14 protein-coding genes are annotated in these 15755 nt (G+C 60.5%); 1 reads left to right on the forward strand and 13 read right to left on the reverse strand.

All coding sequences use genetic code 11. The annotated features are described in order from the left end of the window. Positions 1-39: 39 nt before the first annotated feature. Entirely contained in the window at positions 40-1602 is a 1563-nt protein-coding gene (gene hflX / locus ACR3YK_RS00185; RefSeq protein ID WP_486175258.1) for a GTPase HflX, read from the reverse strand. A 42-nt stretch (positions 1603-1644) separates the two neighbouring features. Between hflX and ACR3YK_RS00190 the strand changes: the two genes are divergently transcribed. Beyond that, positions 1645-2265, forward strand: coding sequence for a class I SAM-dependent methyltransferase (locus ACR3YK_RS00190; protein WP_486175259.1), 621 nt, complete (start codon positions 1645-1647; stop codon positions 2263-2265). Positions 2266-2308: 43 nt separating this feature from the next. Here ACR3YK_RS00190 and dapF read toward each other — a convergent pair whose 3' ends face one another. The 12 genes from dapF to dapA form a co-directional block, all read right to left on the reverse strand. After that, positions 2309-3187 carry a diaminopimelate epimerase gene (gene dapF, locus ACR3YK_RS00195; protein ID WP_486175260.1) on the reverse strand — a complete coding sequence of 293 codons (879 nt, stop codon included), beginning with the start codon at positions 3185-3187 and terminating at the stop codon, positions 2309-2311. Further along, positions 3174-4124: a tRNA (adenosine(37)-N6)-dimethylallyltransferase MiaA gene (gene miaA / locus ACR3YK_RS00200; RefSeq protein ID WP_486175261.1), complete on the reverse strand. Its 951-nt coding sequence runs from the start codon at positions 4122-4124 to the stop codon at positions 3174-3176. Before miaA ends, dapF begins: the two co-directional genes overlap by 14 nt. Positions 4125-4131: 7 nt before the next feature. Continuing rightward, complete coding sequence (gene miaB / locus ACR3YK_RS00205; protein WP_486175262.1) at positions 4132-5667, reverse strand: tRNA (N6-isopentenyl adenosine(37)-C2)-methylthiotransferase MiaB; 1536 nt, start codon at positions 5665-5667, stop codon at positions 4132-4134. A 43-nt stretch (positions 5668-5710) separates the two neighbouring features. Next, positions 5711-6646, reverse strand: a complete 936-nt coding sequence (locus ACR3YK_RS00210; protein ID WP_486175263.1) for a regulatory protein RecX — start codon at positions 6644-6646, stop codon at positions 5711-5713. 8 nt (positions 6647-6654) lie between these two features. Beyond that, positions 6655-7809: a recombinase RecA gene (recA, locus tag ACR3YK_RS00215; RefSeq protein ID WP_486175264.1), complete on the reverse strand. Its 1155-nt coding sequence runs from the start codon at positions 7807-7809 to the stop codon at positions 6655-6657. 243 nt (positions 7810-8052) lie between these two features. Continuing rightward, positions 8053-8277, reverse strand: a complete 225-nt coding sequence (locus ACR3YK_RS00220; RefSeq protein WP_486175265.1) for a DUF3046 domain-containing protein — start codon at positions 8275-8277, stop codon at positions 8053-8055. An 82-nt stretch (positions 8278-8359) separates the two neighbouring features. Next, positions 8360-8668: a helix-turn-helix domain-containing protein gene (locus tag ACR3YK_RS00225; protein ID WP_100390079.1), complete on the reverse strand. Its 309-nt coding sequence runs from the start codon at positions 8666-8668 to the stop codon at positions 8360-8362. Between the two features lie 244 nt (positions 8669-8912). Next, entirely contained in the window at positions 8913-9410 is a 498-nt protein-coding gene (locus ACR3YK_RS00230; protein WP_486175266.1) for a CinA family protein, read from the reverse strand. A gap of 10 nt (positions 9411-9420) precedes the next feature. Beyond that, complete coding sequence (gene pgsA, locus ACR3YK_RS00235) at positions 9421-10095, reverse strand: CDP-diacylglycerol--glycerol-3-phosphate 3-phosphatidyltransferase (protein WP_486175267.1); 675 nt, start codon at positions 10093-10095, stop codon at positions 9421-9423. Between the two features lie 4 nt (positions 10096-10099). After that, on the reverse strand, positions 10100-12853 hold the full coding sequence (locus ACR3YK_RS00240) for an FtsK/SpoIIIE family DNA translocase (RefSeq protein ID WP_486175268.1): 2754 nt from the start codon (positions 12851-12853) through the stop codon (positions 10100-10102). Between the two features lie 158 nt (positions 12854-13011). Then, positions 13012-14688, reverse strand: a complete 1677-nt coding sequence (locus ACR3YK_RS00245) for a ribonuclease J (protein ID WP_486175269.1) — start codon at positions 14686-14688, stop codon at positions 13012-13014. Positions 14689-14779: 91 nt separating this feature from the next. Next, on the reverse strand, positions 14780-15754 hold the full coding sequence (gene dapA, locus ACR3YK_RS00250) for a 4-hydroxy-tetrahydrodipicolinate synthase (protein WP_486175270.1): 975 nt from the start codon (positions 15752-15754) through the stop codon (positions 14780-14782). Position 15755 lies beyond the last annotated feature (1 nt).

Genomic DNA, 15755 nt, shown 5'->3' on the forward strand with positions numbered 1-15755 from the left:
CGGCGTAGCCCCGTTTAGTCGGGGCTACGCCGCGGCAAGCTACTTCACCTGAGCGGTGACGAACTCTTCGATCTCCGGCACACGCGCAGGGTGCACAAGCGCCGTCACAAGCGTGCCCTCTTCGCGATAGTCCGTTGACATGACGCGGCCCTGCACATGCAAGCGCGAGATCACCTCACCACGGTCGTAGGGCACGAGCAGGGTGACTTCGACCTCGGGCTTGGGCAGCAGCTCCGCGATGCGGGCGTTGAGTTCATCAATGCCCTCGCCAGAGCGCGCCGACACAAAGATGCCCGTCGGTTCAAGGCCTCGGATTACCAAACGCTGGTCGTCATCCGCAAGATCACTCTTGTTGAAGACGACGATCTCTGGGATGCCGCGGGCACCCAACTCGCCGATCACGTCGCGAACGGTAGCGAGTTGCGCTCCCGGGTCGGGATGCGAAGCGTCAACAACGTGCACGATGACGTCGGCCTGCCCCACCTCCTCTAGCGTCGAACGAAACGCCTCCACGAGCTGGTGAGGCAGGTTTCGAACGAATCCGACGGTGTCGCTCAGAGTGAACAGGCGCCCGTCTGCCGTCGTCGACTTGCGAACAGTGGCATCAAGCGTCGCGAACAGAGCGTTCTCGACGAGCACGCCGGCCTTAGTCATGCGGTTGAGCAAACTCGACTTACCGGCGTTCGTATAGCCCGCGATGGCGACACTCGGTACTTCGAACCGGTCGCGGTTAGCCCGCTTCGCTTCGCGAGCCGGTGCGAAACTCTTGATCTGCTTACGCAGGCGAGCCATGCGAGTGTGGATGTGACGACGATCAAGTTCGATCTTCGTCTCACCCGGTCCGCGGCTACCCATACCGGCGCCGGCGCCACCGACCTGACCACCGGCCTGGCGAGACATCGATTCACCCCAACCACGCAGTCGGGGCAACAGGTACTCGAGCTGAGCAAGCTCAACTTGCGCCTTGCCCTCACGACTTGTGGCGTGCTGGCTGAAAATGTCGAGGATGACGGCCGTGCGGTCGATGACCTTGACGCCGACAACGTCTTCCAGCGCACGTCGCTGGCTCGGTGCGAGCTCGGTATCGGCAATGACGGTATCGGCACCGGTTGCGGCCACGACATCCTTCAGCTCGCGAGCTTTACCCTTCCCCAGATACGTACTCGGGTCGGGGTGACTGCGGCGCTGCAGGAGGCCGTCGAGCACCACAGCACCCGCGGTCTCAGCAAGAGCCGAGAGTTCGCGAATGGAGTTCTCGGCGTCGCGCAGGTTGCCCTGCCCGTAGATACCAATGAGAACAACGTTCTCGATGCGCAGCTGGCGGTATTCAACCTCGGTGACGTCATCGAGCTCGGTCGAGAGACCCACGACACGTTTGAGCGCATGTCGATCGTCGCGATCGAACTGGTCGCCGTCGCGATCCGCTTCGTAGTGAGCATCCGACTGCAACGCTTGCGCGCCTGAATTGCCGAGCCCCGCCGCCCCGAACCGCTTCACCGCGGCATGATCGGAGCCTTCGCTCGCTAGAACACGGTCGACGGAACGCTCGGCGTCGTCGCCGTTAGTGGCCTCGATACTGGTTTCTGTCGTGTTTCGCGTCATTTGGGTTAACCCTACTTGTCTAGTTTTCGGTAAGTTCTGTGCATGGCCAACGAGCATTACTTCTCGTCATCACCCGAGAGTGATCTCAAGTTGCGGACGATTCACGCGACCATTGCCGGTGTTGAACGCGAACTTGTCACGTCAAATGGGATCTTTAGCCCCGAACGCATCGATGCCGGAACGAAAGTTCTGCTGTCGAACGTGCCGGCGCCTCCCCCGGGAGGAAACCTGCTTGACCTCGGTTGCGGCTGGGGACCTATGGCGCTCACCCTTGCCCTCGAGTCACCTCATGCAACGGTGTGGGCGGTGGACGTCAACGAGCGCGCACTGGATCTTGTGCGGGCTAACGCCGAAAAATTGTCCATACCCAATATTAACGCGGTTCTGCCCGCAGATGTTCCCGAAGACATAACATTTATGTCTATTTGGTCGAACCCGCCCATTCGCGTGGGCAAGAACGAACTCCACAACATTCTGCAGACCTGGCTGCCCCGCCTTGAGCTCGATGCCGACGCGTGGCTCGTCGTGCAAAAGAATCTGGGATCAGATTCCCTCCAGCGGTGGATGGAAGCAACCTTCCCCGACAACTTCAGCTTCACGCGCGCCGCCACCAACAAGGGCTACCGAGTGTTGCGGGCACGCCACCACGCCACTAGCGAGTAGCTGGCGCAGGCTGCAAGTCGGCTCTGGGGCCGCAGGGGGCTCGCTAAGCGAGTTCTAGCGTGCCTGAGAACACGAGCTCGGCTGGCCCGCTCAACGAGACGTGCTCGCCATCCTCGGTCGGAAACATGCGCACGACGACAGTGCCACCGGGTACCGTGACGCGCCACTGGTGGGGCGCGCTGCGTCCGGCATAGTGACGAATAGCAAGCGCCGCCGCGACTGCACCCGTGCCACACGACAACGTTTCGCCACTGCCGCGCTCGTGCACCCGCATCCGGATTGAACCAACGCCGTCTTTCACGAGCGGCTCGGCAGGCACAACGAATTCAACGTTGGCCCCGTGTTCGGGCAGCGGGTCGATGACGGGAATGTAGTTGAGGTCTACGCGATCGAGTTCGGCCTCTTCGGCCAACGCCACAACCACATGGGGGTTGCCGACGTTGATACCGAGGCCCGGTCGGGCCACTTCGAGTTCCTTCGCACGCACGAGCGGCTCGCCACCGTCGAGCATCCAACGGCCCATGTCGACCTGGTAGCCAGCCATATTGCGCTGAACGTCACGCACACCGCTGCGGGTACCGATCGGCAAAGTGTCTCCCGGCTCGAAATCGACGAGCCCTTCCGAGGCGAGGTATTCGGCGTACACACGGATGCCGTTGCCGCACATTTCCGAGATGCTGCCGTCGGCGTTGTGGTAATCCATGAACCACTCGGCATCGGCGTCTTCTCCTAGCGCCGCAGCGCCGGCATCGAGACTGCGAGATCGCACGGCACGGATGACGCCGTCGGCGCCCACTCCGAAACGACGGTCGCAGATTGCGGCGACCTGCTGGGGAGTGAGATTGATCTCGCCATCAGGGTCAGTGAAGAGAACGAAGTCGTTGCCAGTTCCCTGACCTTTGGTGAAGTTAAGCGTCGCCATGCGATCCATTCTCTCCCATCACGACCGCCAGAGCACGTTGCACGCGGTCGGGATCGTCGTAGGCCAGCCAGTGGCACTGTTCGTACCGTTTGAACCACCCCACCTGGCGGCGGGCATAGCGGCGCGTGAGGGCCGCGGTTTGCTCGATAGCTTCGGCTTCGCTGAGCGTGCCATCGAGCTGCTCGATCGCTTGCGCATAGCCGATCGCGCGCGCGGCCGTAACGCCAAGCCCCCGGCCGCGAAGACCGCGCACCTCATCAAGAAGCCCGGTATCCCACATGTGCTGCACCCGACGGTTAAGACGCGGTACGAGCTCGTCTCGCGGAGCGGTGAGGCCGACGATGTGCGCTGGCGTCCAGAGCGTGGTCTCTTCGGGCAGGCCCGCACCGAAGGGCTCCCCCGTGATCTCGATCACTTCAAGCGCGCGCACGATGCGGCGCCCGTTGCTGGCGCCAATCGATGGTGCAGCCGCCGGATCCACCGCGTGGAGCCTCTGAAAAAGGAGGCCGACGCCATCGCGTTCAAGCTCAGCTTCTAGCCGTGCCCGCACCTCCGGGTCGCGGGCGGGAAACTGAAAGTCGTGGATGACGCTCGACACGTAGAGCCCTGATCCCCCGACCATGATGGGCACGCGCCCTACACCCTGAATATGCGCAATCAGTTGCCGAGCATCCTGTTGATACTGCGCCACACTGGCGTCATCGGTGGGATCGAGAACGTCAAGCATGTGGTGCGGGATGCCTCGGCGCTCGTCAACAGGAAGCTTGGCGGTACCGATATCCATGCCGCGGTACAACTGCATCGCGTCGGCGTTGATGATCTCGCTCGCAGTGCCCTGGCGCGCTAGGCCCTCAGCGATGTCGAGAGAGAGCTCGGACTTGCCGGTGCCGGTTGCCCCGACGACAACAACGAGGGGTGGCGTGCTGGCGATAGCCATCTCAGGGTTAGCGCAGCGAGTCGCTGGGGTCGTAGATGGGCGTCGTAGCGACGCGGAGCGTCGGCAGCCCCAACGAGACTTTGGGGGCAGCGTCGCCGGCAGAGCCAGTTGACGGCACTCCACACGATGCGGCTTGGGCCCGATCCCACGCATCGCCCGCGCGGGTGCGGCGGATGTCGAGCTGGCCCCCCGCAGGGGTATCCGCCACGAGGTGGAACGCTGCAGCCTCGGTCACCGTCAACGTGACAACATCACCGGGACGTGGAGTTGCGCTGCCCTCGGGAACGTTGAAGTGCACGAGGCGGGAATCTTCGGCCCGGCCCGACAGTCGTGCGGTCTCGGCCTGTTTGCGACCCTCACTCGCCGTGACCATCACCTGCAGTGTGCGGCCGATTTGCTTGTCGTTTTCTTCACGCGAGATGCGATCTTGCAGAGCGGCGAGGCGCTCGTAACGCTCTTGCACGACCTCTTTGGGAATCTGATCATCCATGGTGGCCGCGGGGGTTCCCGGGCGAATCGAGTACTGGAAGGTGAAGGCCGACGCGAAGCGAGACTCTTCGACGACGCGAAGTGTCTCTTGGAAGTCTTCCTCGGTCTCGCCCGGGAAACCCACGATGATGTCGGTCGTAATGGCGGCATCCGGCATTTGCGCACGAACGCGTTCGAGGATGCCCAAGAACTTGGTCGAGCGGTAGCTGCGACGCATGGCCTTGAGGATGCGGTCGGAGCCGGACTGAAGCGGCATGTGCAGTTGCGGCATGACATTGGGAGTTTCGGCCATCGCGTCAATCACGTCGTCGGTGAACGCAGCCGGATGCGGGCTTGTAAACCGCACGCGCTCGAGACCTTCGATCGACCCGGTGGCGCGAAGAAGTTTGCTGAATGCTTGACGGTCACCGAACTCAACGCCGTAGGAATTCACGTTTTGCCCGAGGAGAGTTACTTCGGTGGCACCGTCATCGACGACTGCTTGCACTTCAGCGAGAATTTCGCCGGGGCGGCGGTCCTTCTCCTTGCCGCGCAGCGTGGGAACGATGCAGAACGTGCACGTGTTGTTGCAGCCGACCGAGATCGAGACCCACGCGCTGTGGGTCGATTCTCGACGGGTGGGAAGCGTCGAGGGAAAGATGTCGAGGGACTCGAGAATCTCTAGCTGAGCTTCTTCGTTGTGCCGGGCGCGCTCGAGCAGCGCGGGAAGCGAGCCCATGTTGTGGGTGCCGAACACCACGTCGACCCACGGGGCCTTTTCGAGGATGACGCCCTGATCCTTTTGCGCAAGGCAACCGCCGACGGCAATTTGCATGCCGTCGTGTTCTTTTTTGACGCTCGCAAGCATGCCGAGGTTGCCGTAGAGCTTGTTGTCGGCGTTCTCGCGAACGGCACAGGTATTGATGACGACAACGTCAGCTTGGCCCTCGGTGGCGCGGATATAGCCGGCGGCTTCAAGGGAACCGCTGAGACGTTCGGAGTCGTGCACATTCATCTGGCATCCGTAGGTGCGCACTTCATAGCTGCGCGGGCTCGCCAGTTTTTCGTCGATCATGTGTTCCACCTTAAGCCTCAAGCGGCGCAGGTCTTGACGGGTGCTATCGAAATCTGGGGCCGTTGGAAGATTCGCCACCGGCAGCGAGGGCCGCATTAACCGCTGTTGAGACCACGGAGCCCGAATAACCTTTGCGCATGAGGAAACCACTCAAGCGGCGTTTGGCCGTAACGGTGTCGAGCGAGCGCAACTGCGGGGCTCGCTTGAAAGCGAGTTCGTTTGCCCGCTCTTGTTCTTCGTCTCGCTCAAAGTCGACAACAGCATCGATGTGCTCTTGATCGATGTTGCGACGGCGAAGTTCAGCCGTAATTGCGGCAGCGCCGAGCCCTTTGCGCTCCCGCAGTGTTCGAGTGAGCGTTTCAGCGAGGGCAGCGTCATCGAGAAGCGCCGAGCTTTCGAGACGTTCGATCTCAGCATCGATTTGCTCAATCTCGAACTCTCTTGTCGTCAAAAACTGAGTCATCTCATGCGTGGACATACCGCGACGAGCCAGCGCACGCATGCTCACTCGACTGATCTCCGAGAACCCATCGCGTGCTTCCCGCCGCGCTGCCCTCGTTGCCGCTTCGCCCTGCACGTTGGATTGCTCAGTCCCTTTCGCCGCGACTTTCTCGCCCCGTTCTAATGGCGCGGGATCGTGTTCGCTGTGTGTCTGAAGGCGCACAGCGTCACGATCGCTCATCATCGGCACCGCGGCCTTGGGACTGATCGACACAACGGGCGCGAGGGTCGTTTCCGACTCCCCCGCCGCGTGGGGCACCGTAACGCCGACCGCTAAGTCGGGCGCGTCGTAGGGCGCCGGTTCGTTGGGGGCCTCGTCAGCCCAACCCTGCTCGTTCTCTTCCTCGTAAGGCTCGGCATCGAGTTGGGAGACACTCTCCGACGACGACCCCGCCACAGTAGGGTCGGTACGCGCCGTTGTGCAGTCACCAAACAGGTTGATGACAGGTGCGATGTGGTCGCCGTCGGAGATTGCCATAGCGTTCTTTACTGTCCGGATGCTTTCTTGAGCGGCACCGTAGAGGTTTTGTTGGCGACGGGCAACGTGGGTCCATCAGTCTGGGGCGACGTCTGTGCCGCCTTCTCAGCGGCGGCAGCCTCTTCTGCGACAGCCTTCGCCTCTAATGCATTGGCTGCCTTAGCCTCGGCGCCGATTCCGAGCTTGCGCATGATTTTTTGCTCGATCTCCAGGGCGATCTCGGGGTTCTGCAGGAGAAATGCACGAGACTTCTCTTTACCCTGCCCGAGCTGATCTCCATCGTAGGTGTACCACGCACCTGACTTACGAACGATCCCATGGTCGACGCCGAAGTCGATAAGGCTACCTTCGCGAGAAATTCCAACACCATAAAGAATGTCGAACTCTGCCTGCTTGAAGGGCGGAGCCATCTTGTTTTTAACGACCTTGACACGCGTGCGGTTACCCACTGCATCCGTGCCATCCTTGAGCGTTTCGATGCGACGAATGTCGAGGCGAACGGATGCATAGAACTTGAGCGCCTTACCGCCGGCGGTTGTCTCGGGGCTGCCGAAGAAGACACCGATCTTTTCGCGCAGCTGGTTGATGAAGATCATGGTCGTGTTGGTCTGGCTAAGCCCACCCGTGAGCTTGCGCAGCGCCTGCGACATAAGGCGAGCTTGAAGGCCGACGTGGGAGTCGCCCATTTCACCCTCGATCTCAGCACGAGGAACCAGTGCAGCGACAGAGTCGATGACAATAAGATCAATCGAACCGCTTCGCACAAGCATGTCGGCGATCTCAAGCGCCTGCTCTCCGGTGTCGGGCTGCGAGACGAGAAGTGCGTCGATATCGACACCCAGCTTGGCGGCGTACTCCGGGTCGAGTGCGTGCTCAGCGTCGATGAAGGCCGCAATGCCTCCGTTGCGTTGTGCATTAGCAATGGCGTGGAGCGTGAGCGTGGTCTTACCGGACGACTCAGGACCGTAAATCTCCACAATTCGACCACGCGGAAGACCGCCCGTACCGAGTGCGACGTCGAGCGCGATCGAGCCAGTAGGGATTACCTCGACCGGAGCGCGTTCATCGCTACCGAGGCGCATGACTGAGCCCTTGCCGAATTGACGGTCAATCTGAGCGAGAGCGGTCTCGAGAGACTTCTCGCGGTCTGCTGCTGATGGCATTACTTTTCTCCAGTGGTCGTAGGTTGCTGCCCATAGGCTGTCGCGATTGATGTGGACCGATGCTGCAAGGTCCGCAACCTCCCGACAAAGGCTGTGTTGCTCATGCCACGCTACGTGCAGGCTCTGACATTTCAGGACTACGACGGGCGCAACGCATCCATAAAGCAATATTCGAATGGATGTTAGGGAGAAGACTAACAATATCGAACAGATGTTCGAACGCGCCACGCGGGCCGAAAGAAACTACTTCTTCGGTTCGCGCTGACCTACGCCATAACGGCGATCGGCGGGGACATCCATCGCATCACACAAGGCCGACCAGACTTGCTTAGTCGGGATTCCTCGGGCTAGCGCTTGCGACGCGGTGATACCGCCAACAGCACCCAACACTTGGTCATTAACGAGCACGCGACCGTAGGCCTCGCCGAACTCATCGGAAACCGCTAACCAAAACTCACTCCGTCGCATTCCACCAGCCTAAACGCGCACAACTCCGCACACAGCACGAATGCCCCGCTCCACACCGGAACGGGGCATTCGACGTACTGGGCTAGCGCGTAACCAAGTTGGAATCGAACTCTGCGACGAGCTCGTCGGGCAGAGTATCGGGAATTGTGGTGGCGCCTTCGATGACAGCGAGTCGGTCTCCGACTTCGCGCATGATCACCGAGATAGGTGTATCGAGAGCTTCGGCAACCGACGCGAGAATCTCAGAACTGGCCTCTTTCTGACCACGCTCTACCTCGCTGAGGTAGCCGAGCGCGACGCTCGCCTTGCTTGCGACCTGTCGAAGGGTGCGTCCCTTTTGCAAGCGGAAGTCACGGAGAACGTCACCGATTTCTTGACGAACTAGAACCATTGGACACTCCCTTTCTGGCTGAATCGTGCGACCAGATAACTCTGGATAGTTAAGACTACAGCCACTTGTATGTTGAGAACTCTAGCTGCTCCACTCTGGAGAAGCCTTGTGAGTTCGCTTACTGTAACCGCACCGAAACGTAGGATATTCCCGCCACTAGGGCGAATCTGTCACCTCTTTTGGGGCGGTCGCGACACTGCTTCGCCAGGCGGTATCCCGAAGCCCCTCCGGAAATGCGCCCGCGTTAGTCCTCTGACGTGAGGTAGTCGTAGAGGCACTGCAGCGCTGCCGTAACCGCCTGCTCGCGAATCTCGTGCCTATCCCCCGTGAAGTGGAAGTCACGCGTCTCGACGAAGCCTGTAGCCGCGAAACCAATAAACACGGTTCCCGGCTCCTTGCCCTCGTGCGGACCTGGCCCAGCAACACCTGTTGTCGCCAGTCCGAAGTATGCCTGTTGGTCGCCCACGCCGAGGATCTCGCGTGCTCCCATCGCCATGTGGGCTGCGACATCCGGATACACCGTGCCGTGGATGGCTAGGAGACTCGCGTCGACCCCGAGAACCTGATGCTTGATGGCCGTGTTGTACGCCACAACGGATCCGTTGAGCACGGCCGAAGCACCGGGAACGGCGACGAGAGAAGCGCACAACATGCCACCCGTAAGGGATTCTGCCAGCGCAAGCGTGAGACGTTGTTCGGTGAGAATCGCCACGATCTTTGTGGCGAGTTCTTCAGTAGTCACGAGAGAAGGGTCACACTCCTGGGGTTGTAGTTACTGGCTTGGATGCACGCGTGTGGCGCCAGGCGAGCCACAAGTACTCGATGCCGGTGTAGACCGTGAGTACGACAGCGATGGCCATGACCGACCAGTTGAGCCACAGAACCCACGAGCCGAGCACGGTAAACAAGGGAACGAGGAACAGCGCGATCGCGACAGCTTGAAGAACCGTTTTGAGCTTGCCACCGCGCGACGCGGGAACGACGACCTTAGAGAGGACGGCGAAGCGATAAATCGTGATGCCAAACTCGCGCACGAGAATCAGAATAGTGATCCACCATGGCAACTCACCCAGAATGGAGAGCGCCACAAGGGCCCCGCCGGTGAGAACCTTGTCGGCAATCGGATCGAGGATGATGCCGACATTGGTAATCAGATTCCGGCCTCGAGCCAAATGACCGTCGACCGCATCCGTGACAATCGCAATAATGAAGAACGCCGCCGCGATGTAGCGAATCGGCCCCATCTCACCACCATCAAGCAAGAGCAGCCAGATAAAGACCGGCGCCATGAAGATGCGTACCACCGTGATGATGTTGGCGATATTGCCGTTAGATGCTGGCGTGTCGCCGCGACGGAGCACTCGTCCACGCATCGAGAAGCCAGAATCTACGGGTGGAGTGGACTCCGAAACAGGTTGTTCACCCACGCGATCACTCCCGATCGGTCAAATTCCAAGCGTCCTCATCTGAGGAGCTTTCTACTTCATCGTATCCGCTGAGAGACTCTTCAACCGCGTCAACCGGACCAGGCTCGTCTTCCCCCCGCAATCGAGCAAGCACCGCCGGTAGTTGTTCGGGTGTCACGAGAACGTCGCGGGCCTTCGACCCTTCGGAGGGGCCAACGATCTCGCGAGACTCCAGCAGGTCCATCAGACGGCCGGCCTTAGCGAAGCCGACCCGGAGTTTACGCTGCAGCATCGACGTAGATCCGAACTGCGTGCTCACGATGAGTTCAGTCGCGGCGAGAAGGACATCAAGGTCATCGCCAATGTCAGCATCAATCTGCTTCTTTTCCGCGACGGCGGTGACATCGTTGCGGTACTCAGGCTGAGCTTGAGCGATCACGTGCTGCACGATCTCAGCAACTTCACTCTCAGGCACCCATGCACCTTGAACACGAATGGCCTTGGATGCGCCCATGGGCAGGAACAGCGCGTCACCTTGGCCGATGAGCTTGTCGGCACCCGGCTGATCGAGAATCACGCGAGAGTCGGTCATACTCGACACCGCAAAGGCAAGGCGCGACGGCACGTTGGCCTTGATCAGACCGGTTACGACATCCACGCTGGGTCGCTGGGTTGCCAGCACGAGGTGAATCCCTGACGCACGCGCCAGCTGGGTGATGCGCACGATCGAGTCTTCAACGTCGCGCGGCGCCACCATCATGAGGTCGGCGAGCTCGTCGACCACGATGAGGAGGTACGGGTATGGCTTGAGCTTGCGTTGGCTGCCCTCAGGAAGCTTGATCTCATCAGCGATGACGGCCCGGTTGAAGTCGTCAATGTGGCGGTAGCCGAAGCTTGCGAGGTCGTCGTACCGCATATCCATCTCCTTCACGACCCACGCGAGGGCTTCGGCAGCCTTCTTCGGGTTCGTAATGATGGGCGTGATGAGGTGAGGGACCCCGGCATAGATCGAGAGCTCAACGCGCTTCGGGTCGATAAGCACCATGCGCACTTCGGCGGGCTTGGCGCGCATCAGCACCGAGGTGATCATGGAGTTGACGAAACTCGACTTACCAGATCCGGTCGAACCGGCCACAAGCAAGTGAGGCATCTTGGCTAGATTCGCCACGACAAAGCCGCCCTCAACGTCTTTACCCAGACCGATCGTTAACGGATGTTCGCTCTTGGTGCTCGCGCTAGAGCGCAGGACGTCCCCGAGCGACACAATCTCGCGATCCTTATTGGGGATCTCCACACCGATGGCGCTCTTACCGGGGATCGGAGACAAGATGTTGACCTCGTTGCTCGCCACTGCGTAGCTGATGTTGCGGGCGAGGGCCGTGACGCGCTCGACCTTGACCCCCGGACCGAGCTCCAGTTCGTAGCGAGTGACCGAGGGGCCGCGACTGAAGCCAGTCACGGTGGCATCCACGCCGAACTGCTTGAGCACCTCGGTAATGGCGGCGACGACTTCATCATTGGCAGCCGAGCGCGACTTTGGCGGCGTGCCGGCCGAAAGCATGGATGCTTGCGGCAGTCGGTACGTCACGGCCGATTGTTGCGGAGTGGTTTCATGCGGGCCATCGAACTCGCCGGCCTGCCCCTTTTCACTTGCCTTGGTGGTGAAACCGGGGAGGATGCCAGGGCCGTCGTCACGAACGCCGGTGGCGGGCGCATCCACTTCTCCTGTTGAGTACTTTTTGACGGCGTCTTCGGCCTTGAGGAGATCTTCGAGAAGCTCGACCCCGAAATCTTCTTCTTTCTTCGTGAGATCTTTCGCAGCGGGAGGCGGAGTGGGGAGCGCTTTCGGCGCGGAGTCAACGACCTCGGTGGAATTGTCGCGCCCAATAACCGGGCTATCGAATGCCTTATCTTCGACCGGATGCGACTTATTGCGACGCCACCAGGGTAACGAACTAGTGTCGTTGTCGCCCAGCCCGATGTCGGTTAGAGAACCGAATTGAACCGAATCATTTTTGCTTGAGTTAGCCTGCAGCTTGGCCGCAGCGCGCTCCTCGTCTGTCTGCAGCTGAGCGCCAAAGAGGTAAGCGTAAAGCTCACGAAGTCGCGACCCCAGACGGTTCGGTGGCGTCTTAGTAATGATGAAGAGCGAGAGCACCAGAAGGAACACGATGATGGGCACCGCGAGCCACTCTCCCCCGAGCCAGAGCAAGGGGTTTGCGAGAAGCCAACCAAAGACTCCCCCGGCACGAGCAATGATCTCTGCGCCCTCTGAGGGGTGTGGCTGACCGGTGTACACGTGGCACAGCGCCGCAACCGTGACGATAAGAATGCTGAGGCCGATGCCGATGCGGCCGTTGTCATGCACGCTCGACGGATGCCGGAACATCCAAACCGCGAGCAGCAACAGGATGACAGGGAGCGCGAAGGCCACGCGGCCAACGAGCCCACCGAACGTGTAGGCATCGAGCGCGATCGCAACGGAGTCTGTCGGATTAAACCATTCCACGACGGCCCCGACAATAGCCAGCAAGAAGAACAAGAACGGAACCCCGTCACGGCGCTCATCTTTGGTGAGTTCTTCACGGCCGAAGACGCGGAAAGCGCCTCCCACCATGTGCGCAAGAGCGAGCCACAGCTTGGTCAAAGGCCCTTCGGGCTCGACCGGCGCTTGCTTGCTCCGCGGGAGCCTCTTGGTTGCTTGAGTCTTGTTTGTTGTGTTCTTGGCGCGCGGTTTCGACGCACCCGAGCGCGAGTTCGACGTTGTACGCGTAGCCATGATTCCAAGCTACCTGTGGCCTCTGTCAGAGCACCGCAGCGACACTCAATGAGCAGCTCTGAGCGCGACGATGACCATGCTGGGTCCACTATTCCGTGCACTATTTGGGCGCACAACAATGGCGCGGAGACCGAAGCCTCCGCGCCATTAGTACTTCGTTACGCCTCGATAACGACCGGGACGATCATCGGTCGACGACGGTGCTGCGTGTTAACCCAGCGGCCGACGGTGCGACGAACAACTTGAGCGAACGCGTGAGTGTCGCGCGTTCCATTTTCGGCGGCATCCGTCAAAGCCTTGACCACCTGCGGGAGTACGGCATCGAAGACGTTCTCGTCTTCCGCGAAGCCACGCGACTGAATCTCGGGGCCAACGATGACCTTGCCGGTCTGCGCATCCACGGCAACGAAGATGGAGATGAAGCCCTCTTCGGCGAGGATGCGGCGATCCTTGAGGTCAGCATCCGTGATCTCGCCGACGCTTGAACCGTCAACGTAGACGAGGCCGACATCGAGCTGACCTACGACGGCAGCGTGGCCGTCCTTGAGGTCGATGACGGTGCCGTCTTCGGCGATGATCGTGTTTTCAGCCGGCACGCCGGACTGAATCGCGAGGTTCGCGTTAGCGACCAAGTGACGGTACTCACCGTGAACCGGCAGCACGTTCTTGGGACGAAGGATGTTGTAGCAGTAGAGCAACTCCCCGGCTGCAGCGTGGCCCGAGACATGAACTTTGGCGTTGGCTTTGTGAACGACGTTGGCACCCAGCTTGGTGAGGCCATTGATGACGCGGTATACCGCGTTCTCGTTACCCGGGATGAGGCTGGAGGCGAGGATGACAGTATCGCCCTCGCCCACCTCAATCTGGTGCTCCATGTTGGCCATACGCGCGAGCACAGCCATTGGCTCGCCCTGGCTTCCCGTGGACATGTACACGAGCTGATTGTCGGGGTAGTTGACGGCCTTCTTGGCGTCCAACAGCACTCCGTCGGGAACCTTGAGGAACCCGAGATCGGCAGCGATACCCATGTTGCGCACCATGGAGCGCCCCATGAGAACAACTTTGCGGTTGTTCGCGATCGCGGCGTCCAACACTTGCTGTACCCGGTGCACGTGGCTGGAGAAGCTGGCGACGATCACTCGGCGCGGAGCCTTCGCTATAACAGCTTCGAGAACCGGGCCGATGTCGCGTTCGTTCGGCGTGAAGCCGGGAACATCGGCGTTCGTCGAGTCCGAAAGGAACAGGTCGATACCGGCTTCACCGAGGCGGGCAAAAGCACGCAGGTCAGTAATGCGGTTGTCGAGCGGCAACTGATCCATCTTGAAGTCGCCAGTGTGTAACACAGTGCCGGCAACGGTCGTGATGGCGACAGCAAGAGCATCCGGAATGGAATGGTTGACCGCGACGAACTCGAGATCGAACGGCCCCATCTTCTCCTTCTGACCCTCGGTAACGTTGAGGGTGTAGGGCTTGATGCGGTGCTCTTTGAGCTTGGCTTCGATCAGGGCCAGAGTGAGTGTTGAGCCGATCAGCGGAATATCTTCACGCAGGCGCAACAGGTAGGGCACGGCCCCGATGTGGTCTTCATGCCCGTGCGTGAGCACAATTCCCAGAACGTCGTCAAGACGATCGCGGATAGAGCTGAAGTCAGGCAGGATCAAGTCGACCCCCGGCTGATGCTCTTCGGGAAACAATACGCCGCAATCGACGATGAGGATCTTGCCGTCAATCTCGAACGTGGTCATGTTGCGACCAATTTCGCCAAGACCACCAATCGGGGTCACACGGAGCGTGCCCTTCTCGAGAGCGGGCGGGTCAAAAACAGAAACGGGCATTCAGTACCTTGCATTTAGTGGGGTGGGGCCGTCAGCCCCCGTGCTAAAAATGTGGCTCTGGCGCACACCAGACCCTACCCTCGCGGGGAAACTATCGGGTCGCTCCCGCGACTTTGGGTAGCGCTCCGCCGGCAGCGGCATTGCGGTCGGGACGAAAGTTCGACAGATCAAGGCCCTTGATCTCGCCAACCAGCGCCAACTCATCCTCAATCATCGCGGCTTCGGCATCTTCTGGCCCCACCAGCGGCAAACGCACACGCGCACTCGAGATGCGGCCGAGGCCCTGAAGGATGTACTTGGCGGCAACAGTTCCCGGAACGTGAGTCATGGCAGCACGGACGAGCGGCTCAAGCGCTTGGTGCGCCGCGGTAGCAGTGGCGAGGTCGCCAGCATTAACCGCATCCACGATCACACGGTACGGAGCGGGAGCGATATTCGCCGTAACTCCGATGAGCCCCGAAGCGCCGATCGCGAGGTGTGGCAGCACGTTCGAGTCGTCGCCCGAGAAGTACATGAGGTCGGTCTGGTTGAGCACGCGACTCACCTCGCTGAAGTCACCCTTGGCGTCTTTGACGGCAAGGATGTTGGGATGCTTGGCGGCACGCAGAATCGTCTCGTACGTGATCGGGATGCCGGTGCGACCAGGGATGTCGTACAGGATCACCGGAAGATCGGTCGCATCCGCGATCATACGGAAGTGTGTGAGCACTCCAGCCTGAGTCGGCTTGTTGTAATACGGGGTGACGATCATGACGCCGTCGGCGCCGGCCTTCTCGCTGGCTTTGTACAGCTCAATGGCGTGCGCGGTCTCGTTCGAGCCACCGCCCGTGATGATCTTGGCGCGGCCGGCCGAAACGGACTTCGCAACCTCAACTAGCTTGATCTTCTCGGGGTCGGTGAGCGTGCTCGTCTCTCCCGTGGTGCCGGTGACGACGATGCCGTCGGCGCCAGAACTGATCACATCATCGATGTGCTTTTCTACGTCGGGCCAGCTCACTTCACCGTCTGCGGTGAAGGGCGTGATAAGCGCAACAAGGACTTGGCCGAAGGGATTTTCAATAGTCACC

The sequence above is a fragment of the Salinibacterium sp. 10G20-15 genome (assembly GCF_057365065.1).

What these genes read in the sequence shown, in the direction of transcription:
- hflX (WP_486175258.1), bottom strand. Translation starts at nt 1,602, where the DNA reads ATGACGCGAAACACGACAGAAACCAGTATCGAGGCCACTAACGGCGAC.
- ACR3YK_RS00190 (WP_486175259.1), top strand. Translation starts at nt 1,645, where the DNA reads ATGGCCAACGAGCATTACTTCTCGTCATCACCCGAGAGTGATCTCAAG.
- dapF (WP_486175260.1), bottom strand. Translation starts at nt 3,187, where the DNA reads ATGGCGACGCTTAACTTCACCAAAGGTCAGGGAACTGGCAACGACTTC.
- miaA (WP_486175261.1), bottom strand. Translation starts at nt 4,124, where the DNA reads ATGGCTATCGCCAGCACGCCACCCCTCGTTGTTGTCGTCGGGGCAACC.
- miaB (WP_486175262.1), bottom strand. Translation starts at nt 5,667, where the DNA reads ATGATCGACGAAAAACTGGCGAGCCCGCGCAGCTATGAAGTGCGCACC.
- ACR3YK_RS00210 (WP_486175263.1), bottom strand. Translation starts at nt 6,646, where the DNA reads ATGGCAATCTCCGACGGCGACCACATCGCACCTGTCATCAACCTGTTT.
- recA (WP_486175264.1), bottom strand. Translation starts at nt 7,809, where the DNA reads ATGCCATCAGCAGCAGACCGCGAGAAGTCTCTCGAGACCGCTCTCGCT.
- ACR3YK_RS00220 (WP_486175265.1), bottom strand. Translation starts at nt 8,277, where the DNA reads ATGCGACGGAGTGAGTTTTGGTTAGCGGTTTCCGATGAGTTCGGCGAG.
- ACR3YK_RS00225 (WP_100390079.1), bottom strand. Translation starts at nt 8,668, where the DNA reads ATGGTTCTAGTTCGTCAAGAAATCGGTGACGTTCTCCGTGACTTCCGC.
- ACR3YK_RS00240 (WP_486175268.1), bottom strand. Translation starts at nt 12,853, where the DNA reads ATGGCTACGCGTACAACGTCGAACTCGCGCTCGGGTGCGTCGAAACCG.
- ACR3YK_RS00245 (WP_486175269.1), bottom strand. Translation starts at nt 14,688, where the DNA reads ATGCCCGTTTCTGTTTTTGACCCGCCCGCTCTCGAGAAGGGCACGCTC.